23 protein-coding genes are annotated in these 22,791 nt (G+C 41.0%); 10 read left to right on the forward strand and 13 right to left on the reverse strand.

What is annotated here, in order from left to right; genetic code table 11:
* Positions 1–61: 61 nt before the first annotated feature.
* Positions 62–808 carry a 3-oxoacyl-[acyl-carrier-protein] reductase gene (gene fabG / locus QHT84_RS13045; RefSeq protein ID WP_283240013.1) on the reverse strand — a complete coding sequence of 249 codons (747 nt, stop codon included), beginning with the start codon at positions 806–808 and terminating at the stop codon, positions 62–64.
* A 170-nt stretch (positions 809–978) separates the two neighbouring features.
* On the opposite strand from fabG, the gene QHT84_RS13050 reads away from it, so the two are divergent.
* From QHT84_RS13050 to QHT84_RS13080, 7 genes are all read left to right on the forward strand, one after another.
* Positions 979–1,530 carry an RNA polymerase sigma factor gene (locus QHT84_RS13050; protein WP_283240014.1) on the forward strand — a complete coding sequence of 184 codons (552 nt, stop codon included), beginning with the start codon at positions 979–981 and terminating at the stop codon, positions 1,528–1,530.
* Positions 1,531–1,547: 17 nt separating this feature from the next.
* Positions 1,548–1,817, forward strand: coding sequence for a hypothetical protein (locus QHT84_RS13055; protein WP_283240015.1), 270 nt, complete (start codon positions 1,548–1,550; stop codon positions 1,815–1,817).
* 5 nt (positions 1,818–1,822) lie between these two features.
* Positions 1,823–2,308 (forward strand): hypothetical protein, encoded by a 486-nt coding sequence (locus QHT84_RS13060; RefSeq protein WP_283240016.1) that lies wholly within the window; start codon positions 1,823–1,825, stop codon positions 2,306–2,308.
* Complete coding sequence (locus QHT84_RS13065; protein WP_283240017.1) at positions 2,301–2,987, forward strand: MbnP family protein; 687 nt, start codon at positions 2,301–2,303, stop codon at positions 2,985–2,987. Before QHT84_RS13060 ends, QHT84_RS13065 begins: the two co-directional genes overlap by 8 nt.
* Positions 2,984–4,003: a cytochrome-c peroxidase gene (locus QHT84_RS13070; protein ID WP_283240018.1), complete on the forward strand. Its 1,020-nt coding sequence runs from the start codon at positions 2,984–2,986 to the stop codon at positions 4,001–4,003. Before QHT84_RS13065 ends, QHT84_RS13070 begins: the two co-directional genes overlap by 4 nt.
* Before the next feature lie 66 nt (positions 4,004–4,069).
* The gene (locus tag QHT84_RS13075; protein WP_283240019.1) at positions 4,070–5,419 is read left to right on the forward strand and encodes a YHYH protein; all 1,350 of its coding nucleotides are present in this window, start codon (positions 4,070–4,072) and stop codon (positions 5,417–5,419) included.
* A 95-nt stretch (positions 5,420–5,514) separates the two neighbouring features.
* A complete protein-coding gene (locus QHT84_RS13080; protein ID WP_283240020.1) occupies positions 5,515–6,699 on the forward strand; it encodes a cytochrome-c peroxidase in 1,185 nt (394 codons plus the stop codon).
* A 151-nt stretch (positions 6,700–6,850) separates the two neighbouring features.
* On the opposite strand, the gene sucD is transcribed toward QHT84_RS13080, so the two are convergent.
* The 9 genes from sucD to menD all read right to left on the reverse strand — a co-directional run bounded on the left by sucD (position 6,851) and on the right by menD (position 16,112).
* The gene (gene sucD, locus QHT84_RS13085; RefSeq protein WP_283240021.1) at positions 6,851–7,723 is read right to left on the reverse strand and encodes a succinate--CoA ligase subunit alpha; all 873 of its coding nucleotides are present in this window, start codon (positions 7,721–7,723) and stop codon (positions 6,851–6,853) included.
* Positions 7,724–7,819: 96 nt separating this feature from the next.
* Positions 7,820–8,179 (reverse strand): nuclear transport factor 2 family protein, encoded by a 360-nt coding sequence (locus tag QHT84_RS13090; protein ID WP_283240022.1) that lies wholly within the window; start codon positions 8,177–8,179, stop codon positions 7,820–7,822.
* Positions 8,180–8,182: 3 nt separating this feature from the next.
* Positions 8,183–9,112, reverse strand: coding sequence for a UDP-3-O-(3-hydroxymyristoyl)glucosamine N-acyltransferase (locus QHT84_RS13095; protein WP_283240023.1), 930 nt, complete (start codon positions 9,110–9,112; stop codon positions 8,183–8,185).
* 81 nt (positions 9,113–9,193) lie between these two features.
* Entirely contained in the window at positions 9,194–9,754 is a 561-nt protein-coding gene (efp, locus tag QHT84_RS13100; RefSeq protein ID WP_283240024.1) for an elongation factor P, read from the reverse strand.
* A gap of 53 nt (positions 9,755–9,807) precedes the next feature.
* Positions 9,808–10,593 carry an acyl-ACP--UDP-N-acetylglucosamine O-acyltransferase gene (lpxA, locus tag QHT84_RS13105; RefSeq protein ID WP_283240025.1) on the reverse strand — a complete coding sequence of 262 codons (786 nt, stop codon included), beginning with the start codon at positions 10,591–10,593 and terminating at the stop codon, positions 9,808–9,810.
* Positions 10,594–10,628: 35 nt separating this feature from the next.
* A complete protein-coding gene (locus QHT84_RS13110) occupies positions 10,629–12,017 on the reverse strand; it encodes a bifunctional UDP-3-O-[3-hydroxymyristoyl] N-acetylglucosamine deacetylase/3-hydroxyacyl-ACP dehydratase (protein ID WP_283240026.1) in 1,389 nt (462 codons plus the stop codon).
* Positions 12,018–12,034: 17 nt separating this feature from the next.
* The gene (lpxD, locus tag QHT84_RS13115) at positions 12,035–13,060 is read right to left on the reverse strand and encodes a UDP-3-O-(3-hydroxymyristoyl)glucosamine N-acyltransferase (RefSeq protein ID WP_283240027.1); all 1,026 of its coding nucleotides are present in this window, start codon (positions 13,058–13,060) and stop codon (positions 12,035–12,037) included.
* A gap of 124 nt (positions 13,061–13,184) precedes the next feature.
* Positions 13,185–14,420 carry an HD domain-containing protein gene (locus tag QHT84_RS13120; protein ID WP_283240028.1) on the reverse strand — a complete coding sequence of 412 codons (1,236 nt, stop codon included), beginning with the start codon at positions 14,418–14,420 and terminating at the stop codon, positions 13,185–13,187.
* 30 nt (positions 14,421–14,450) lie between these two features.
* Positions 14,451–16,112, reverse strand: coding sequence for a 2-succinyl-5-enolpyruvyl-6-hydroxy-3-cyclohexene-1-carboxylic-acid synthase (gene menD / locus QHT84_RS13125; protein WP_283240029.1), 1,662 nt, complete (start codon positions 16,110–16,112; stop codon positions 14,451–14,453).
* 71 nt (positions 16,113–16,183) lie between these two features.
* On the opposite strand from menD, the gene QHT84_RS13130 reads away from it, so the two are divergent.
* Positions 16,184–16,681 carry a GNAT family N-acetyltransferase gene (locus QHT84_RS13130; protein ID WP_283240030.1) on the forward strand — a complete coding sequence of 166 codons (498 nt, stop codon included), beginning with the start codon at positions 16,184–16,186 and terminating at the stop codon, positions 16,679–16,681.
* A gap of 41 nt (positions 16,682–16,722) precedes the next feature.
* Here the strand turns inward: QHT84_RS13130 and QHT84_RS13135 are convergent, their stop codons facing one another.
* On the reverse strand, positions 16,723–17,097 hold the full coding sequence (locus QHT84_RS13135; protein ID WP_283240031.1) for a hypothetical protein: 375 nt from the start codon (positions 17,095–17,097) through the stop codon (positions 16,723–16,725).
* A 187-nt stretch (positions 17,098–17,284) separates the two neighbouring features.
* On the reverse strand, positions 17,285–17,890 hold the full coding sequence (locus tag QHT84_RS13140) for a glutathione peroxidase (protein WP_283240032.1): 606 nt from the start codon (positions 17,888–17,890) through the stop codon (positions 17,285–17,287).
* Positions 17,891–18,183: 293 nt separating this feature from the next.
* On the opposite strand from QHT84_RS13140, the gene QHT84_RS13145 reads away from it, so the two are divergent.
* Positions 18,184–18,714, forward strand: a complete 531-nt coding sequence (locus QHT84_RS13145) for an RNA polymerase sigma factor (RefSeq protein ID WP_283240033.1) — start codon at positions 18,184–18,186, stop codon at positions 18,712–18,714.
* Positions 18,714–19,496, forward strand: coding sequence for an anti-sigma factor (locus QHT84_RS13150; protein WP_283240034.1), 783 nt, complete (start codon positions 18,714–18,716; stop codon positions 19,494–19,496). Before QHT84_RS13145 ends, QHT84_RS13150 begins: the two co-directional genes overlap by 1 nt.
* Before the next feature lie 51 nt (positions 19,497–19,547).
* On the opposite strand, the gene ccsA is transcribed toward QHT84_RS13150, so the two are convergent.
* Complete coding sequence (gene ccsA / locus QHT84_RS13155; protein WP_283240035.1) at positions 19,548–22,670, reverse strand: cytochrome c biogenesis protein CcsA; 3,123 nt, start codon at positions 22,668–22,670, stop codon at positions 19,548–19,550.
* Positions 22,671–22,791: the final 121 nt, after the last annotated feature.

Raw genomic sequence — 22,791 nt, forward strand, 5'->3', positions numbered from 1 at the left:
AAAAAATATTTTAGAAACACTTAATTACTGAAAACTGACCACTGATCTCTGCCTACTTTTTTTAAGTCAGCATTCCGCCGCAAACATTCAACACTTGTCCCGAAACGTAGGCACTCATATCGGAAGCGAAGAACAAACAAGCATTCGCAACATCCTCCGGAGTTCCGCCGCGTTTTAACGGAATGGAATCTCTCCAACCTTGTACTACGTCGTCATTTAGTTTGGCGGTCATTTCAGTTTCAATAAAACCCGGTGCAATGGCATTGCAACGGATATTTCTCGAACCTAATTCTAAGGCAACCGATTTGGTAAACCCAATCATACCGGCTTTGGAAGCCGCATAATTGGCTTGTCCGGCATTCCCTTTTACACCAACCACAGAACTCATATTTACAATAGAACCTTTGCGGTTTTTAAGCATGATTTTCTGAACAGCTTTGGTCATATTGAACACCGATTTTAAGTTGATTTCAATTACTTTATCAAAATCTTCTTCGCTCATACGCATCAAAAGGTTGTCTTTGGTGATTCCGGCATTATTAATAAGAACATCTACAGTACCAAACTCGGCTATGACATCATCCACTAATTTTTGAGCTTCGTTGAAATCGGCTGCATTCGATTGGTATCCTTTGGCTTTGATACCCATTGCGGCTAATTCGTTTTCCAATGCCAAAGCGCTTTCGGCAGAAGAACTATAAGTAAAAGCCACATGGGCTCCGTGTTGTGCAAAAACTTTAGCGATTCCGCTACCGATTCCTCTGCTGGCTCCGGTGATGATGGCTACTTTTCCTTCTAATAATTTCATAGGATAAAAAATTTGATTTATTCCGCTACACACACTACCCATTTAGTTGTGTCGCGGATGATTATTGTAATGAAAGGTCAAATATAACAATAATTTAAAGGTTGAAAAAAAATCAATCACTTTAAACCTTTGTTATTTCTCAAAGTCTTAAAGAAATCATAAAATTGCAGATGCAACAGCCAAACGCCGCTTTTAAAAGCATGTACCAAGAATACAAAACCCTTGTATTCAACATGGCGTTGCATTATTTGCAAAACCGGGAAGATGCTGAGGAAGTTACCCAAGATGTGTTTGTAAAAGTTTACCATTCGCTCGATACCTTTAATCATCAATCGTCGCCTAAAACTTGGTTATATCGCATTACCATCAATCAGTGTTTGGATGTTGTCAAAAAGAAAAACAGTCGCAAGCGGTTCTTTATTTTTGGTCCGAAAAGTCAAGACGAAAAAGAATATCTCAATGCCACCACCTTAGAACATCCCGGCATTTTGATGGAACACCGGGAAGATGCTCAAATTCTTTTTGACGCCATCAATACCCTGACCGAAAATCAAAAGACTGCTTTCCTCCTATCTAAAGTAGAAGGGTTGCCTAATCCCGAAATTGCGGCTGTAATGGAAGTCAGTATTTCCGCTGTCGAGTCACTTGTGTTCAGAGCCAAAGCATCGCTTCAGGAAAAATTAGGGGAAAAATTTGAGACCTATCGCAAGAAAAAAAAATAATTTTCGTCTAACTGAATATGGAAAAAGAACAATGGATTCAAAAAATAATGAGCAGCACTAACGGCATGACAACTGTTGAGCCGAATGACAATTTATTATCCACAATCCAAAAGAAAATACAGCAGCAAAACAAAGTATCACCCAAAACCGTTTGGATGACCGCTGCTTCTATTGCGGCCTTGATTGCCATCAATATTTTTTTGTTAGGAAACCAAAACAAGCAAAAGGACAATACAACCGCTATTTATTTTGAAAATACTGTAAACCAAAGCAACCAACTTTATTAGAAGTTATGGAGAAAACAAAGCTATTAACCATTGCAGTCATAGGATTATTGTTGCTCAATTTGGCAACTTTAAGTTTCCTGTTTTTGAGCGGCCCAAAACCCGGTAAATTACCTCATAAAGGCAGACCCGAACCCAGAGAAATTATCATAGAGAAATTGCATTTTGATGCCAAACAGCAGCAGGAATATGACAAACTGATTCAGTGGCATCGTGCTGAAATTGAACACTTGGATGATAATATCAGACACAAAAAATATTTGCTGTATACTTTTTTGTACAGGGATTCTACCGATGTAAAATTAAAAGAACGAAAACAGGGTATTTTAAACGAATTGTCTTATTGGCAACAACAAGTTGAAGAGACTCATTTCAAACATTTTCAGGATATCCGAAATTTATGTAATGCACAGCAACAAAAAGATTTTGACAGACTGATTAGCGAATTGCCAAAAATATTTGCGCCAAAACCTCGCGGACCAAGACATGACTAAAAGAAAATATACCGTTTTGTTTTTGTTGTTTTGCTTTCAGTTATTTGCGCAAAGCAACGATTCGCTGAACGTTAATTTTAAAGTTGTTTTTGACCGATTTCCATTGGAACTAAACAAACGATATGTTAGCACTAAAAAAGACACCATAACTGTAACGGCTTTCAAATGTTACGTTTCGGATCTTGAAATCCAATTTGCTGACAAAACCGTTTTCAAAGAAAAAAACAGCCATCACCTACTCGACTTAGCAAATCCGAGTTCGCTGCAAATCCCTATTACAAAGAACAGTGATAAAATAATTTCAAAAGTTACTTTCAATATCGGTATTGACAGTACAACTAATACTTCCGGCGCTTTGGGTGGCGATTTAGATCCGATTCAAGGAATGTATTGGGCATGGCAAAGCGGTTATGTCAATATGAAAATTGAAGGGCAAAGTCCAAGTTGTAAGACCAGGAAAAATCAATTCGAGTTCCATTTAGGCGGTTATTTACAGCCGTATAATGCGATGCGAAAAAAAGTAATTAATATCAATAATAAAAGCGATATTTCCATAAGCATTGATGTTTCCGTTTTTTTTGCCGAAGTCACTTTGGCTACAACAAACTCAGTTATGATTCCCGGAAAAATCGCTATGGAATTAGCAGATTTAAGTAGTAAAATGTTTTATTCAGAATGAAAAGAGCCATTCTTATATTGGGATTTGGAGGAGTTGTTTTTGGGATTTTAGCATTCTCCAAAAGTTATTTTACACCCCTTTATTTCGAAGTACCCAAAAGTTGGCCGCAGCCCGAATACGATTTCAAGAAAAATCCGCTGTCTGAAGAAAAGTTCCAATTAGGCCGCCATTTGTTTTATGACCCGATATTGTCCCGCGACAATTCTATTTCATGTTCAAGTTGTCATGCACAAGCTACCGGTTTCACCCATGTTGATCACGACTTAAGTCATGGCATTGAAGGAAAAAAAGGAACAAGGAATTCTTTGGCCTTAATCAATTTGGCTTGGAATAAAGATTTTCATTGGGATGGAGGCGTAAACAATCTCGAAGTACAGCCAATCAATCCGATTACCAATCCGGTGGAGATGGATGAAAAACTTGAGCATGTGGTTGCCAAGTTGCAACAAAGTTCCAAATATCGGAATCTGTTTGCAAAGGCTTATGGTGATGAAAAAGTTACGTCACAGCGTCTTTTAAAAGCTTTGGCTCAATTCACCGTTTCACTAAAATCAACTAATTCTAAATATGACCAAGTCATGCGTGGTGAAACATCGTTTGATGCACAAGAACAAAACGGATATGTTTTATTTAAAAAACATTGTGCTTCCTGTCATACCGAACCACTTTTCAATAGTGACAAATTTGAACGAAACGGTTTGGCGGTTGATACTGCATTGAATGATTTGGGCCGAATAAAAATTACCGGGCGCAAAGAAGATCACCTACGTTTTAAAATTCCGACTTTACGAAACATTCAATTTACAAAACCGTACATGCACGATGGCCGATTTAAAACACTAAACGAAGTCATCAAACATTACAATTCTTTAGGACATGATAAAAGTTTGCCGAAAGAATTAGCCAAACCCATGAACTTGTCTGATAACGAACGTGTTGATATGGAAGTGTTTTTAAACACCTTAACCGATAAAACCTTCCTGTTTAATCCGCGATTTCAATTTCCGAGAGAATAAAATGAAATCAAACGCAAGAATGTAACCATTTGTGCGTCTAACCCTATAACTAACCTTATGACCCTTATGAAAAGAATTGTATTTATGCTGCTTCTACTGACCCAAGTGACCACTTGGGCTCAAACCAACCCGGCCATTACCGCCTGGTTGCGCAACACCACCGGAATTACCGGACGCCATTATGTTTCGGGTAACCCTACACCTATTAACGATGCGGTTTTGGCCAACGTACAAACTGTGCAATATTCCAACAATTGGGTGTATGTGACTACCAACGGAATTCCGGCCTACATTACCGGTCCGTTTTTGGACGGCAATCCGTCGTTGGCGACCAGTAGAAACGGCGCTATTTTCCGATTTCCGTTAAGCCCAACCCAAAATACCGGCACACCAACCAATACAACCGCAGGCAATATCGGTTTATTTAAAAACGGTGTGGCTTTGTTTGATTACCGCGACGGTGTTTCCTGGAAGAATTCGACGAGTCAGATTTGTGGCGGCCCGATTATGGGTTGCACCGGAGACGGTGTTTGGAACCGTGACGCGGTATATGCGGAACGTGTTGGTTTTGATTGTGCCAAAGCGCATCCGGCGATGGGCAACTACCACCATCACCAAAATCCGAGTGCCTTTAATTTAGACTTGGTGGTCATTTCCAACATTTGCAATACCTACCCTTCAGACGGATTGTATGTGATTAATCCAAATGAGCATTCGCCTTTGATTGGGTTTGCGTATGACGGTTTCCCGATTTACGGTGCCTATGGCTACGCCAATGCTGATGGCACCGGTGGTATCGTGAGAATCAAGTCGAGTTACCAACTCCGTAATATTACTACTCGAACCCATTATGCCGACGGTACGAATGTGACCGACGGACCGGCCGTGAGTACGACCTATCCTTTGGGGTATTTCAGAGAAGATTATGAATTTGTAGCGCACCCGTCCGATCCGAGTTATTTGGATGTACACAACGGTCGTTTTTGTGTTACTCCAGAATATCCGAACGGCACGTATTGCTATTTTGCCACGGTTGATGCCAATCACAATTCGGCGTATCCGTATGCGGTTGGTCCGACTTTTTACGGCAATCGCACCGCCTCACAAGTGGCTTCCATAACTGAGGCGACGACCCAATACACGTTGGATAATGCCGAATTCGACGCTTCCGGAATACAAGTAAAAGTATATCCGAATCCAGCCCAAGAATTCATCGCCATTCAAACCGACAGTCAGCCAACCAACAGTACCGTGTGGCTGATTGATGAATTGGGTAAAGTGGTAATGACCGGTGAAATTTTACAGGGCAGCACGCTTAGTATATTGGATTTGATTACCGTTTATAACGGTGTCTATTTCGTTAAAATTGCCGGTGGAAACACCGAAAAAACGGTAAAGGTTGTCGTGAATAAATAGCGATTAAACCTTTTCTCTCTTTTGATATCAAAATCCTAACCCATCTCCGAGGCGCCACTTGTTGGTAGTGGAAACGGAATAAAAAACCTTTTAGTATGATGAAACGAATTTGGGTCGCCATGATAGTAGTCTTAGGCTATTCTTGCGGCAGTGATGACAGCTCCGACTATGTTCCGGTGAATCCGTATACGAATATCAGCGCTACTTTCGGGTCTGCTGTAAATCCGGATAATTTGTACAATTATGCCAACCAAACCATTCCGAATTACATTACCAAAGACAACAGTGGCGGAAACCCGATTACGGATAAAGGCGCCACTTTGGGACGGGTGTTGTTTTACGATAAAGATTTGTCTTCCAACAACACGATTTCCTGTTCGAGTTGCCACCAACAAGCCAATGCGTTCAGCGATACCCAAGTGGCCAGTACGGGTGTAAACGGTACCACCGGAAGGCATTCGATGCGTTTGATTAACACGCGGTTTGCCAACGAAACCCGATTTTTTTGGAACGAACGCGCCGTTAATTTGGAAACCCAAACCACGATGCCGATTAAAGACCACGGCGAAATGGGTTTTAGCGGTACCAATGGTGATGCCGATTTTAGCGCCTTACTTACCAAGCTCAGCGCCATTGGTTATTACAAAGAGTTGTTTCAATGGGTGTATGGTTCCGAAGAAATTACGGAAGCTAAAATTCAGTTGGCGTTGGCGCAGTTTGTGCGCAGCATTCAATCGTTTGACAGTAAATATGATATCGGAAGGGCGCAAGTCGCCAATGATGCCCAGCCCTTTCCGAATTTTACCAATCAGGAAAACCAAGGAAAAAATTTGTTTTTGGCACCGCCCGTTTTTGACGGTAACGGCAATCGCACCTCGGGCGGTTTGGGTTGTGCCGGATGTCATGCGGCACCCGAGTTTGACATCAATCCGAATAGCGGCAACAACGGTATTATCGGCGTTTTAAACGGCACCGGAATTGATGTAGGCAATACTCGAGCGCCTTCGTTGCGCGATTTGGTGAAGTTAGACGGAACCACTAACGGCCCGATGATGCATACCGGAGTGATTACAACCTTGCAAGCGGCGGTTGGTCATTATGGGACGATAAATATTGCGCCCGGAAATACCAATTTGGATGCGAAGTTGCGTCCGAATGGTTTTGGTCAGCAATTGCATTTGACTGCTCCTGAGGTTAATGCAGTGATTGCTTTTCTCAGAACGCTTTCCGGAACGAATGTATATACCGACCCGAAATGGTCCAATCCGTTTCCGAATTAATGCGTTAGGGATTGAGGCTTTGCGGAGCTCTCCCGATTTTTTCGGGAAGCGACAGCCGAAAGCCCGACCTGAAAGGGAACGCCAAAATTTAAATAAAAAAAGCCCCGATTTCTCGAGGCTTTCTATTATTTACAGCACATAAAGGAATAAATTATCCCATTACTTCTTTTACTTTTTTACCGATTTCTGCCGGAGAATCCACTACGTGGATACCACATTCTCTCATGATGCGTTTTTTGGCTTCGGCGGTATCATCGGAACCCCCAACAATGGCCCCGGCGTGTCCCATGGTTCTTCCTTTAGGGGCCGTTTCACCGGCGATAAATCCTACAACCGGTTTGCGGTTTCCGTTTTCTTTAATCCAACGTGCGGCATCGGCTTCTAATTGTCCGCCGATTTCACCAATCATGATGATGCACTCCGTTTCCGGATCGTTCATTAGCAACTCTACCGCTTCCTTAGTGGTTGTCCCGATAATCGGGTCGCCACCGATACCGATAGCCGTTGTAATTCCCATACCTTGTTTAACCACTTGGTCGGCCGCTTCATAGGTTAAGGTACCCGATTTAGATACGATACCCACATTGCCTTTTTTGAATACAAAGCCCGGCATAATACCTACTTTGGCTTCTTCAGGAGTGATTACCCCCGGACAGTTAGGCCCTACCAAACGGCAGTTTTTACCTTTTACAAAATTGTACGCTTTAATCATATCGGCCACCGGAATACCTTCGGTGATGGCGATGATGACTTTGATACCGGCATCAGCCGCTTCCATAATCGCATCGGCAGCAAAGGCCGGCGGTACAAAAATAATTGAAGTATCGGCTCCGGCTTGCTCTACGGCATCTTTAACGGTATTGAAAACCGGACGATCTAAGTGCGTGGTTCCGCCTTTTCCCGGTGTTACACCGCCAACCACGTTGGTTCCGTATTCAATCATTTGAGAAGCGTGAAACGTTCCTTCGCTTCCGGTAAAACCTTGTACTATTATTTTTGAATTTTTATTGACTAAAACGCTCATGTTTGTGTTTGTTTATTTGTGTTATGTAATGTGTTGCAAAAGTATGAAATAGTATTCAGTGTTTGGGTATGCGCAGAATAGTTTTTTGCAAAAATACTATAGCTGGCTCATTTGGTAACCGCGGTACAGTTTGTCGTCTTTAACTTCCCAAATCACCATAAAATGCGCCAAGAGCATCTCTTCTCTGGGATTCTCTATGGTTTTTACAAAATGCGAATAGCGTACCGATACGGTATTGCCGTCTGAAACGATATGAGAAATCCTTGATTTGGACCGCAGGTACGCTTTGCCCAACTCATGGCTGAGTTCGATAATCTGATCTTTGTGGAGTTTTAAAAAACCTTTACTGCTGTGCCATTCCAAGATTACATCGGGATGCAATAAAGCATTCACTTTTTCCGGTTCGAGCAGTACATCTGATTTGTAAAAATTTTGAACGATAGTTTTAGCGCCCATAACTTATTTCAATTTATTTAAAATATCGGGTATGCGTTTAACGTTGGCCAGTTGTTTTAGTTTTTCACGAGACTCCTCTACCGGTGTGCCGAAATAGCTTTTTCCGCCTTCGATAGATTTAGTGACACCGGTTTGACCGAGTACCACGGCTTTGGCCCCAATGGTAATACCGCTGGTGGTTCCGACTTGTCCCCAAAGCGTCACTTCGTCCTCAATGACCACACAACCGGCAATACCGGTTTGCGACGCAATGAGGCATTTTTTGCCAATAACAGTGTCGTGACCCACATGGACTTGATTGTCAATTTTGGTTCCGGCTCCGATGGTCGTGTCTCCGGTTACCCCTTTGTCGATGGTACAGAGCGCACCGATGCCGACATGGTCTTCGATGACTACCCTACCGCCCGACAATAATTGGTCAAATCCTTCGGGACGTTTTTTATAGTAAAAAGCATCGGCTCCCAAAACGGTACCCGAGTGGATAATCACATGGTCGCCAATAACGGTATTATCATACACAATCACATTGGCATGTAACACGCAATTTTTACCAATGGTTACATTATGCCCGATAAAACAATTGGGTTGAATAATGGTTCCCTCGCCTATGGTTGCCGAAGCCGATATGGCCGCTTGAGCCGCCACAAATGGTCGGAAATGTTGGGTAAGGATATTGAAATCTCTAAACGGATCATCGGAAATTAAAAGGGCTTTGCCTTCGGGACATTCGACTTCTTTGTTAATTAAAACAATAGTCGCCGCCGATTGCAGTGCTTTATCATAGTATTTGGGATGGTCGACAAAAACGATATCCCCGGGCGCTACCACGTGAATTTCGTTCATGCCATGCACCGCAAAATCATCGGCACCAACGTATTGGCAACCAATGATTTGGGCAATTTCTTTAAGAGTATGGATTCTTGGGAACTTCATATTTTAGTGCTCAGTATTCAGTACTCAGTGTCCAGTGTTGCATAATAGTTGCATACTGATCACTGAATACTGCTAACTGGATTAAACTCTTTCCATGTATTTACCGGTAGCGGTATCAATCTTGATTTTGTCCCCTTCATTGATAAACAAAGGTACATTGACCGCAGCACCGGTTTCTACTTTAGCCGGTTTGGTAGCGTTAGTCGCTGTATTCCCTTTTACTCCCGGTTCGGTATAGGTTACTTCCAAAACAATCGAAGCCGGCATATCTACTGATAATGGCATATCGGTTTCGGTGTTGATTTGTACCATTACGTTAGTTCCTTCTTTTAACAAATCGGGCGCATCTAAAACGTCTCTGTTCAGGGTAATTTGTTCATAGCTTTCGGTATTCATAAAATGAAAGTCATTGCCTTCTGAATACAAAAATTGGAACGTATGCGTTTCAACACGAACCACGTCGATTTTATGACCGGCAGAAAACGTATTGTCCAATACTTTTCCGTTGGTTAGTGATTTTAATTTGGTTCTCACGAAAGCCGGACCTTTACCCGGTTTTACGTGAAGGAATTCAACGATTTTGTATATATCGTGATTGAATTTGATGCATAGTCCGTTTCTAATATCTGCTGTAGATGCCATTGTAATGTATGTTTTTGTATTTATTTATGTGATTTGCTGTCTTGATAAAAGGTTTAATAGGAGCCTGAATACCCTTTCATAATTCCTCGTGACGAGTTACGGATAAAATCTAAAATTTCATCGCGTTCCGGTGTGGCTTCCATTTCGCCTTCGATGATGGCCATGGCTTGCGAAGTATTGTAATTCTTTTGGTATAGTATGCGGTAGATGTCCTGAATTTCTCTGATTTTTTCAGAAGTAAATCCGCGACGTCTTAAACCTACCGAATTAATTCCCACATACGAAAGCGGTTCTTTAGCGGCTTTGGTATACGGCGGTACATCTTTACGAACCAAAGAACCACCGGAAATCATGGCGTGATCGCCAATGTGAATGAACTGATGAATAGCGGCTAATCCGCCAATGATGGCGTAATTCCCCACAATCACATGTCCGGCTAACGCTACCCCATTTACGATAATGGCATTATCGCCAATGTGACAATCGTGTGCGATGTGCGCCGTTGCCATAACCAAACAGTTTTTACCGATTACGGTTTGACCGGAAGCGATAGTTCCTCTGTTGATGGTTACGCATTCTCTGATGGTCGAATTGTCGCCTATGATGGCTAAGGATTCTTCACCTCCGAATTTTAAATCTTGTGGCACCGCGGCTATAACAGCTCCGGGGAAAATATTGCAATTCTTCCCGATTCGGGCGCCTTCCATGATGGTCACATTAGAGCCAATCCAGGTTCCTTCGCCAATAACGACATTGTTGTGGATGGTGGTAAAAGGCTCTATAACGACATTCTTAGCGATTTTCGCTCCGGGATGTACGTATGCTAACGGTTGATTCATATACTACTTTTATATTTTTAACAATAGGTTGCCGTCTAATTTTTCTTTGCAATTTGCGCCATCAATTCGGCTTCGGCGACTAACTTTCCGTTCGCATAAGCACTGGCTTGCATGTGGCAAATACCTCTTCGTATAGGTGAAATTAAATCACATTTGAAGACTAACGTATCGCCGGGTAAGACTTTATGTTTGAATTTGACATTGTCAATTTTCATGAAATAGGTCAGGTAATTTTCGGGATCCGGCACCGAACTTAAAATTAAAATTCCCCCGGTTTGTGCCATGGCTTCCACGATTAAAACGCCCGGCATTACCGGTGCGCCCGGAAAATGTCCCACAAAGAAACTTTCGTTCATAGTTACATTTTTCAATCCGACTACGTGTTCGTCTGACATTTCCAAAATTTTGTCAACCAATAAAAACGGCGGTCGGTGCGGTAGCATGGCCATGATTTTATTGACATCCATCAAAGGCTCTTTGTGTAAATCGTACACCGGAACCTGATTTTTTTGTTCTATTTTGATGATTTTGGACATTTTTTTGGCAAACTGAGTGTTCACATAATGTCCGGGTTTGTTGGCAATTACCTTTCCTTTGATTCGGGTTCCGATTAAGGCCAAATCGCCCACAACATCCAATAATTTATGACGTGCAGCCTCATTCGGGTAATGCAATGTGAGATTATCGAGGATTCCGTTTGGTTTTACCGAAATAGAATCTTTGCCAAAAGCTACTTTGAGGTTTTCAAATGTTTTCGGCGAAATCTCTTTATCCACATAAACAATGGCGTTGTTTAAGTCGCCTCCTTTGATTAAACCGTTATCCAATAAGGTTTCCAATTCGTGAAGGAAACTGAAGGTTCTGGAATCGGCTATTTCGGTTTTGAATTCAGAAATGCTTTTCATGGTGGCGTTTTGAGTCCCCAACACTTTCGTACCGAAATCGACCATAGCGGTTACCTGATAATCATCGGCCGGCATTACCAAAATTTCACTGCCCGTGTTTTCATCCACAAAAGAAATCACTTCTTTCACCACGTAATATTTTCGCTCCGCATCCTGCTCAACGATACCTGCTTTTTCAATGGCTTCCACAAAGTATTTTGAAGAACCGTCCATAATTGGCGGCTCCGATTCGTTTAACTCAATGATTACGTTATCTACATCACAGCCTACAAAAGCTGCCAATACGTGTTCTGAAGTTTGGATTTTTACGCCTAACTTTTCTAAGTTGGTTCCCCGTTGTGTGTTCACGACATAATTGGCATCAGCCTCGATAATCGGGCTCCCTTCTAAATCAACTCGAACAAAAGTATAGCCGTTATTTACGGGAGCCGGTTTAAAGGTCATTTTGACTTCTTTTCCGGTGTGTAATCCAACGCCTGTAAGCGAAATTTCGTTTTTGATGGTTTTTTGTTTAACCATTGGTATGCAATTTTAGTTTAGTTTGTATTTAGTTTCTTTTTGAGGTCTTCAACATCAGCGACAATTTTAGGTAAGTTCCTAAAATGCACATACGACTTGCTGAAGTCACCGTAATTAAAGGCAGGAGAACCTTGTATGGTTTCGCCATCCGCGATGTTCTTTCCGATGCCCGATTGCGCCTGAATGCGAACATTGTTCCCGATAGTCAAATGGCCGGCAAAACCCACTTGGCCGCCAATCATGCAATTACTGCCTATTTTGGTTGAGCCTGCCACACCGGTTTGTGCCGCTATTACCGTATTCTCACCAATCTCCACATTGTGAGCAATTTGGATATGATTATCAAGTTTTACACCTTTGCGAATAATGGTAGAACCTAATGTTGCTCGGTCTATAGTGGTACAAGCGCCTATGTCAACATAGTCTTCAAGGATTACATTTCCAATTTGCGGTACTTTGCTGTAGCTTCCGTCTTCTTGCGGTGCAAAGCCAAAACCATCTGACCCGATAATAGCGCCGGAATGTAATGTGCAATGAGCGCCAATCACAGATTCTGAGTATATTTTAACACCGGCAAAAATGATAGTGTTATCGCCTATGGTTACATTATCGCCCACAAAAGTATTAGGATAGATTTTAACATTGGCTCCGATGGTGACATTTTTACCTAAATAACAAAAACTACCCAAATACAGATTTTCGCCATACGTTACATTGTCGGATATTACCGAAGGTTGTTCGATACCCGATTTCATCAATTTTACCTGATTGTAGTATTCTAACAACTTTGAAAACGACTTATAGGCATCTTCCACCTTAATGAGTGTGGTTTTGATTTCGCTTTCCGGTTCAAAATTAGCGTTGACTATAGTGATGGTCGCTTCTGTAGTATAAATGTAGTTTACATATTTCGGGTTAGCCAAAAAGGTCAGAGAACCCGCAGTACCTTCTTCAATTTTCGATAATTTGAAAACTTCGGCATCCGGGTTTCCCACCACTTCGCCATCCAGAATTCCTGCTATTTGTGCGGCTGTAAATTTCATCTTATGCTACAGTAATTTTGTGTTGTTCTATAAGATGCAACGCGCCGGAAGTTTTGGTGTATGATAGTATAATAATATTTACAGCTTGTTTCATCGAGACAAAAATATAAAAAAAAATTTATTGTTAAATTTCACCCAACTGTTTTGGGAAACAAATAAAGTACTTGGTCACCGGTTTCGATAAAGCTCTCAGGTTTAACTGGTCGGAAGCTTCTACCACATCTTCAATGCTTCTGTCTTTCTTTAAAATTCGAATAGGCTCCGCCTCTTTGCTGTAAGCCTGATTTTTAATCTTTCCTTTAAAGATAAAATATTTGGTTTCCTGAAGTGTGATGTTGTGTTCCTTGGCAAAGGCAGCACTCATTTCCTGTAATACTTCCGGAGCAAATTTCTCGCTGTTGAGTTTTATTTTGGATAAGTCGCGATGGATAATCATTTTGCTCAGACTGCTTAGGATGAAATCCTCGTGATGTTGCCAAACTTTAAGCGCGCTAATGATATCAAAATCATCTAGTTGTGCAAATGTATCTAAATCGGAAGTTGAGAAATTTTCCAAGGTAACTTTATGCACCATAAAATATTTTAACGGCGCACTGCAGGCTACTTCAACCCCTTTGGTCAATAGCTCTTTAGCGCGTTGCAAGGCTTTGGTTAAGGTAAGTTCTGCCACCAAACTGGTTTTGTGTAAATAGGCTTGCCAGTACATTAAACGGCGTGCCATCAGGAATTTTTCGATAGAATAAATGCCTTTTTCTTCCATCACCAATACATCATCCACCACGTTCATCATTTGAATTAAGCGATCCGAATTGATATTGCCTTCGGCAACGCCCGAGTAAAAACTGTCGCGCTTCAGATAATCCATACGATCCATGTCTAACTGGCTTGATATCAGTTGCAGCATAAACTTTCGATGGTACTCGCCTTTAAAAATTTGAATCGCCAATTGTAATTGTCCGTCAAATTCCCTATTGAGTTGATTCATAAACAACAAAGAAATGGCCTCGTGGTTCACTTCTTCTACAATACTATGCTCCATGGCATGGGAAAACGGCCCGTGTCCGATGTCGTGCAACAAGATGGCAATGTAGAGCGCATTTTCCTCTTCTTTAGAAATGGCCACTTCTTTAAATCGCAATACTTCAATCGCTTTTTGCATCATGTGCATGGCGCCCAAGGCATGATGAAAACGAGTGTGGTGCGCACCCGGATAAACCAAATACGACAATCCCATTTGCGAAATACGTCGTAACCGTTGAAAATAAGGATGCTGAATTAAATCGTATACCAACGAATTCGGAATGGTGATAAAGCCATAAATCGGATCGTTGAAAATTTTTAACTTATTGGTTTGACTCACAGATTTTTTAATTTTTATAAAGATATGAATTTACGCCAAAGCTTTAAAATATTCCTTCAAGCGCAAATCATTCTCGCGGGTTGGCGTAAACACTTCCAAAATTGCCGGTTGGTCGCTTATCGTGAAAAAATGTTTCAACGATTGCGCTAACGTTTCATGGTCATGAGCTGTAACATACTCCAATCGATACATCTTGGCCAGGTGTTCGGCAGTCAGACAGTGTGAAGTTTCAAAGTACGTATGAAAGGTTTCGTTTTCCTGATGACCCGGCAAAATCCTAAAAATACCGCCGCCGCCGTTGTTAATCAGGATTATCTTAAAATTCTTGGGAATGTAATTATTCCACAAGGCATTACTGTCATACAAAAAACCAACATCGCCGGTTATTAAAACGGTGGGTCGCGAATTAGCTACCGCTGCGCCAATGGCTGTGGAGGTACTGCCGTCGATACCGCTGGTCCCTCTGTTGCAAAAAACCTGAATGGAGGCATCGATATCAAATAATTGCGTGTACCGAATGGCCGCACTGTTACTCACTTGCAACTGAATGTTTGGCGGCAAATCCGAAAGAATGACTTCAAACGCTTTTAAATCGCAAAACGAAAGTTGTGCCATATATTTTTTATGACTGTCCTTGCGATTGCGAAGCAGTGTGGCGAAGGTTCTTTTATAATCACTTTCTACAGTTTTGACAAAAGGTAAAAACTGCGAAAAAAACTGATTCGGTGTCACATGAAAATGTTTGGTCAGCATTCCGAATGTATCGTATGCTCTGAGTTCGTCGATATGCCAATGGTGTCTGGGTTTGTATTTTCTGAGGAACGCTTTGATTCGTTTGGAGACAATCATTCCCCCAAAAGTCACTAAAATACGAGGCTGTAACTCGGTAAATTCTTTCGCTGAAAATGGCGTGATTAAGGTATCTATGGTATTGATTACTGTCGGATGATGCAAATTCGAGGTCGTTTCGGTCATGATGACTACCGAAGGCAATTCGGCTAACAAATCAATCCATTTTTGTTCGATGGTATTGGGTGCTAATTCACCCACCAAGATTAATATTTTCTGACTGTGATTCCACAACGTAGAAAACGCGATGATGTCTTCTACTCTAACCGTTCTGTGCGGTTTAAATAAACTTGTTACGTTAACATCAACCGTGAGTTTGTTTACCGTTTCGTATAACGGTTCCTCGAAAGGGGCATTGATATGCACCGGCCCTTTGTGTGCTATAGCCACGTTAATCGCTTCATTGATAAACACATCGTTTTCTTCGGAAGCTTCTTCGGTTAAATTAGCATTATAAAGCGAATGATTGAGGAATACGTTTTCCTGACGTATGGTTTGTCCGTCACCGATATCAATCTTTTCCAGCGGTCGGTCGGCCGAAATAACCACTAAGGGAATCTGACTGTAAAACGCTTCCGCAAAGGCCGGATAGTAATTGAGCACCGCGGATCCCGAGGTGCAAACCACCGCTACCGGTTTTTTCTTTTGTTGGGCCATACCCAAGGCAAAAAACGCCGCACAACGTTCGTCGGCGATACTGTAACAATTGAAATTGGGGTTATTGGCGAATCCAATCGTCAAAGGGGCATTTCTGGAACCGGGTGAAATAACGATATCGTGAACTCCTTTAGCATCGCAAATTTCTATAATGCTCTGTGCCAAGGGTATTTTGGGATAAATCATTCTTGTGTATTAGGAACTACAAATGTACAAAGAAGTGCTGTTTTTTCAATACTTATACCTACTTTTATTGCATGGAAATAACAATCAAACCGTATACTGTAGCCGACCTTCCGGCCATAGTTGAAATCATCAACGACAACATTTTACATTCAACCGCTTTGTATGATTATCAGCCCCGAACCTTGGAACAACAACGTGCCATTTTTGAAGATAAATTGCGAAAAGGATTTCCGGTAATTGTGGCTGTTGTTGATGACAAAACAGTTGGTTTCGGCTATTACAGTGAGTTTCGTTTTCGGGAAGCCTATCGGTTTACCGTAGAGCATTCGGTTTATGTAGATAAAAATTTTCACGGCAAAGGCATTGGTAGAAAAATCATGGCACATCTTATCGATTTAGCCAAAAAACAACAGTTACACACCATGATCGCGGTGATTGATTCCGAAAACCAAAGTAGTGTTGCCTTTCATGAGCAGTTTGGATTTACCACTGTTGCCGTACTCAAAGAAACTGGCTTTAAATTCGGGCGATGGTTGCATTCTCAAATCATGCAGTTGATGTTGGAATAAAAAAACCTGAAAGCCGGTGCTTACAGGTTTTTGAGTATAAATCAGGCCAATTCGATGCCGTTTTCTTCCAAAATAGCCAATAAATAGCTGCTCTGACTCGGGTCGTATTTTTCGACACCGCTTTGGTACCATTTCTGGATAACATCAATTTGAAATGCGGTATAACCGTCGGAATCGATGTCCATTCCCAGCATTCCTGCCAGTAGAAAATCTTCCAATACTTTGTTGGTTACAATCAGTTGCGGAATGCCATAGGCGACTTTTCCGTTCATCCTTTCATAATCCAATCGTCCTTGTTCAAATCCGAAATTATAGGCTTCACTCTTATTTTGGGTACATTTCAGATACGGATTGAGTCCAGATGAATAACCTTCAAAATAATCCTCTCTGTAAACCGGGTTGAATATGTTTTTCATATAATAATCATTGTGGTAGTTGATCTTTGACAAACCAAAGCTATTAACATTAATTGACTATTGCATGTAAAATCGTTGAACGGAAAAAAAACTCTTTAAATCACTACACCCGTGACGTTCGTCGATAGTATTCAAAAAAAAAACCTGACAAAATGCATGGTCAGGTTTTCTTTCGTTGATTAAAAAATTATTTGTTATTTATCCAGTCGACTATCTCATTATCGGTAGGCAAAACTCTTGGCGATAATACTTTTACCAGATGGCCTTGCTCATTGATTAGATATTTTTGAAAATTCCATTCTACGTCGCTGTCTTGAAGACCGTTTCGTTTTTTTTGAGTTAAGAATTGATATACCTCATTCATGTCGTTCCCTTTAACGGAGCTTTTCCCCATCATGGGAAATGAAACGCCGTAATTCATTTGACAGAATTTCGCAATTTGTTCATTGGTTCCCGGTTCTTGCCCGCCAAAATTATTGGCCGGAAAACCGATAATTACAAAATTTTTATCCTTGTACTTTTGATATAAGGCTTCTAAGTCTTTGTATTGCGGAGTTAAGCCGCATTCGGATGCTGTATTAACAATCAGCACTTTTTTTCCTTTAAGAGATGCAAAATCAAACGTTTTACCGTACAAGTCTTGTACTTTAAATTGATAAACCGTTTCGGCACTAACAGTAGTATTCATAGCAGTATTGGATGTTGTGGTTGCTGCCACCGTCTTGTTTTGAGCATTGTTTTGACAACTCCACAATGACATGACGCTGCAGCTAGCGATTAATAATTTTTTCATGGTTTTTATTTTTTATAAAATTAATCAATATTACACATTCGGATGTTATACAATTCCTAAAGTTTTACTAATTGATAAAAGCCCGATGAAAGAATTCAACGGGCTTAAAACAAACATAACGGAAAGTAATTATTTCCATTACCAAAACAAAAACCAAGGAAATCATAATTGAACTTCCCGGATTTATTTACGATAAAAAAAGAGAAAAGGTTTGTTTATCACAACACTAATTACTGGAATGATGTTGTATTTGAAATAAGTTTTGTTATTTTTAAGGCAAATAAAAATTAGGTATGACACAAGAAGAATTATTGCCCTTGCTTCTAAGGAAGGAAGAACGGGCTTTTACCATGCTCTACGATATGTATTCGAAGAGTCTGTTTAGTGTGATTTCCAATTTAATCAAAGATCGCGAAGAAGCCGAAGATGTACTTCAGGAAGTATTTGTTAAGATTTGGAAAAACATCGAAACCTACAATCAAAGCAAAGGACGATTGTACACGTGGATGCTCAACATTACCCGGAACACGGCTATCGACAAGTTGCGCTCTAAAGGTTTTAACAACAGCCAAAAAAACCTGTCCTCTGATAATTTCGTACATCTGTTAGACGACAGTAACAAATTGGTGAACCGCATTGATACCATTGGAATTTTAGAATTTGTCAAAAAACTAAAACCGAAATGTGTCCAAATTATCGACCTGCTTTTCTTCAAAGGCTATACCCAACAAGAAGCATCCGATGAATTAGCCATTCCCTTGGGTACTGTGAAAACCCAAAATCGATTATGCATGAATGACCTACGAAATTTTTTAAAAGTGTGATGGAAGCAAAAGAATATATAGAATCAGGCGTACTCGAGTTGTATGTTTACGGTTTATTGACTGAAGCAGAAAACGATGAAGTCAATGCTATGGCCAATCGAAATCCGGAAATAAAAGCCGAAATTATCGCTATTGAGAAGGCTATTATTAATCTCTCCAGCAGTTTTTCTCCGTTCTTGTCGCACAGCCAGTTTGAAAAAATTAAAGCGCAATTAGAACTCAAACACGGGAAAGTAGTGACCCTTAAAGCCAAAACCAAATGGACCAATTATATCGGTTGGGCGGCTTCGATTGCGTTGTTAATCGGTATTGGTTACCAATATTCGGCCCTGAATGAAAACAAGACAGAAATTAAAAATATTCAGCTCGAGAAAAACAAACTACAACAAACGGTAGTGGAATTGGAAACCCAAAACAAAGAAACGAATACCATATTAAGTGTCATCAGAGACGCGCAGACCAAAGCGATTCCGTTAGGCGGACAAGCCATTGATCCTTCAGCTTCTGCCAAAGTCTATTGGAATCAGGAACAGCAGGTGGTGTACGTAGATGCTTCGGGCTTACCGGAACCACCGGAAGGCATGGTGTATCAGGTTTGGGCCTTGAAATTAAATCCGCTTACGCCAACCAGTATCGGTTTGTTGGAGAATTTTACGGCTGATCGTTCGATTTTCAAAGTAGACCACAATGCCGGAGCGGAAGCCTTCGGAATTACCTTAGAACCGGCGGGAGGAAGTCCGTCGCCAACATTGGAGAAACTCTACACCTTAGGAAAAGTATAATTGTACATTGTTACATAAAAAAAGGTTCACTGATTAGTGAACCTTTTTTATTTATTTTCTTTTATAATGTTTGCGATAGCTCGGATACGCTAAAGCCCCCATCAACGTCATACCGCCTAATGTCATCCAAATCCAACTCAGCGATTTCGCTTCACCGCTGGCGTAGGAGTGCAATCCGACCAAGTGGAAATTCACCCCGTAATACGTAAACAAAATGGAAACAAAAGCGTACATCGCCATCAAATTAAAAATCCATTTGTTGCGCAACGCCGGCACAAATCGGGCGTGAATAACAAAAGCATACACCATAATACTGATTAGCGCCCAAGTTTCTTTCGGATCCCAGCCCCAGTACCTGCCCCAACTTTCATTGGCCCATTGACCGCCTAAAAAGTTTCCTATAGTCAGCATGACCAATCCGACGGTTAAAGCCATTTCGTTGATATAGGTAATCTCTTTGATGTTGAGCTCCATTTTGGCTTTGTTGTTTTTGGTGGTAAACAGGATGAGTAGTAACGATACAAATCCGAGTATCATTCCTAAGGCAAACGGACCGTAACTGGCTACAATTACCGCCACGTGAATCATAAGCCAATACGAATTTAAAACCGGCTGTAAGTTGGCAATTTCAGGGTCAATCCAGTTGGCATAAGCCGCCGTTAAAATCATGGCCGTGACAAAAGCCGATGACGCTACGGTAAGCTTGGATTTTTTATCAAAAGCCAATCCGAAAAACATCGTAGCCCAAGCCACATAAATAATACTTTCGTAAGCATTACTCCAAGGCGCATGACCCGAAATATACCATCGGGCAATTAACCCTCCGGTATGCAGCAGAAACAGTAATCCGATACCAACGTGGAAAACGTTAACGGTAATGGACAGCCATTTTCGTTCTTTAAAAATTCGGATAATGGTAAACAACATCATTAATGCGGCCAACCCTAAATACCAATACGGTAAACGCTGAAAGATGTTCCATTTGTTATACAGGATTTCAGCATCAATTTTGGCATCAGTCGGCATTACCGCTTTACCATATGTCTTTTGGTATTTTATCATACCATTGAGCAACGTATTGGCCATGGTATAATTTTTAGTTTTTTGGGCAGCGGCTAAGGATTCGAGATAATACGGAAACGCATTTTTGATGGTGTCCAAAACCGTACCGGTGGTATGACTGATTTCAATATTGGAAACCCATTTGTTGTTGGCGTCTTTCGGTACCGGATAAATTTTTAAGATACTGCCGAATAGCGCACTGTTCATCAGGTTGATTTTTTTGTCGGTTTCCACAAAATCTTTTTCAAACTGATTCGGATTAGCCGCTTTGTAAGCTTCTTCTAAATACGGTCCTAATTTGTAATTTCCTTTTTCGTCGAAGAATTTTTTAAACGGAATGTATTTGGCATCCGGCTCTACTCCTACTATTTTGCGAATACTGTCGTTACCGCCTTTCACGTAAATAATCGGCACTTCAATCCACGCAAACGGAAATTGCTTCATCGACAGCAATACCTGGTCGGAATTCATACCGTGATAGGTGTCACTATGGCTCACTTTTCTCAATAATTCAGATGAAAAAGTATTCACCGGTTTCATACGTCCGCCCGCATCCTGAATTACCAAGCGTCCGAAAGCGGCCGCTTGTTTCTCGGGCACTTTGTAATGCAGAATTGAATCGATGTAATTGATGTTAGACGATTGATGGCTGTGATTTTGCGCCATTCCGTTCAACGAAAATGAAACTGCCAACAAGAGCATTAGTTTTTCTTTTTTGCGCTTTACATTTTCAAGCTTTCGCTTTAAATCGGCAAAACGGGTATTTTTTACAAACAAAATAGCCATCATACTGAAGAACAATAAAAAGTAGCCAATGTAGGTAATGGTTGTCCCCCAAAAATCATGGTTGACGGATAGCACGGTTCCTTTTTCATCATCATCAAATGAGGCTTGGAAGAAACGATAGCCTTTGTAATCTAAAATATGATTCATGTATATATGCGCATCAAAATTGGTAGTACCGTCATAAACCGTTACTTTACTTTCAAACGAAGAAAAGCTCTTTTCAGTTCCCGGATATTTTTTGGCAATAAAATCATTGAGCTTCACGCTGAACGGAACGGTGTAAATTTTACTGCCGTAGCTTAAGGTAAATTCCAAGTCACCTACTTTAACCGCCTTAGGCTCACCTTGTCGGCCTTTGGAGCCAATCAAAGCCACTTCTTGTTCTTTTCCACCCGATTTTATGGTCAACATCAGCACATCGTCTCCTTTTTTGGCTTTAAAATCACCGCTTGATGTGTAGGTTTTACTTCCTTTTTTGGGCAACTCCGGAATCACAAACTGGCTTCCGCCGATGTTATAAAGCGAGCGATACTGCAACGGTTGTACCACATTTTTAGCTACACTCCCTTGCATTTTATCGGCCATGCGCATAAACTGTCCCTCAAAAGGCGAAGAAATCGTATTGTTTTTAGTATCGATATTGATGGCGCCTTGCGTAGGCTTATCGATGGCAAACAATACATTGTGAATGTTTTGCACTTCACCCGATTTGAGCATGTGTTCGTGACGTGTTCCATCGCCCGATTCTACTAATTTCAGATAGACATCCCCTTTATCATCGGACTGAATGGTTTCTTTAGCATCGAGTATAAAATCTTTGTACACAATCTCAAACGGAATTTGATCAAATTTTTCTCGGATGGCAAAATAATTGTCAGCCACGGGAGAAAGTAACATCGGTTTATCGAATGTGCGACGCATAACCTGCCCATTGTACATACCATCTACATAAACCGCTAAATGACATTTCTCGGAATAAATCTGATTCGAACTGGCGCCTTCTCGAATGGGCATCACCCCTTCATAACTGATGTATCGTGTGATGAAAGCACCGGCGATGATAAAAATAAACGATAAATGCAACAATAAAGTCGCCCATTTCTCTTTTTTATACAATTGGTAACGTTTGATATTGCCGAAGAAATTAATCATGAAAAACAACATAATCGCTTCAAACCACCAAGCATTATATACCCAAATTCGGGCTGTATCGGTATTGTATTTACTTTCGATAAATGTTCCGGCAGCCATAGCTACGGCAAAACCCAGAAACAAAACAGCCATTAATCTTGTGGAGAACAAAAAGGAGAATATTTTTTTTTCCATGAGGTGGAATTGTTTTTTTTTAAGCGTTACAAAAGTAGCGTAAATAAATAGATTTCAAGAGCATTTATTTAGGGATTTAAGACTTTTTTATGACTTATTCCGGGTTTTGAAAATGCCAAAG

The sequence above is a fragment of the Flavobacterium sedimenticola genome (assembly GCF_030053345.1).
In the GTDB taxonomy this organism is placed as follows: domain Bacteria; phylum Bacteroidota; class Bacteroidia; order Flavobacteriales; family Flavobacteriaceae; genus Flavobacterium; species Flavobacterium sedimenticola.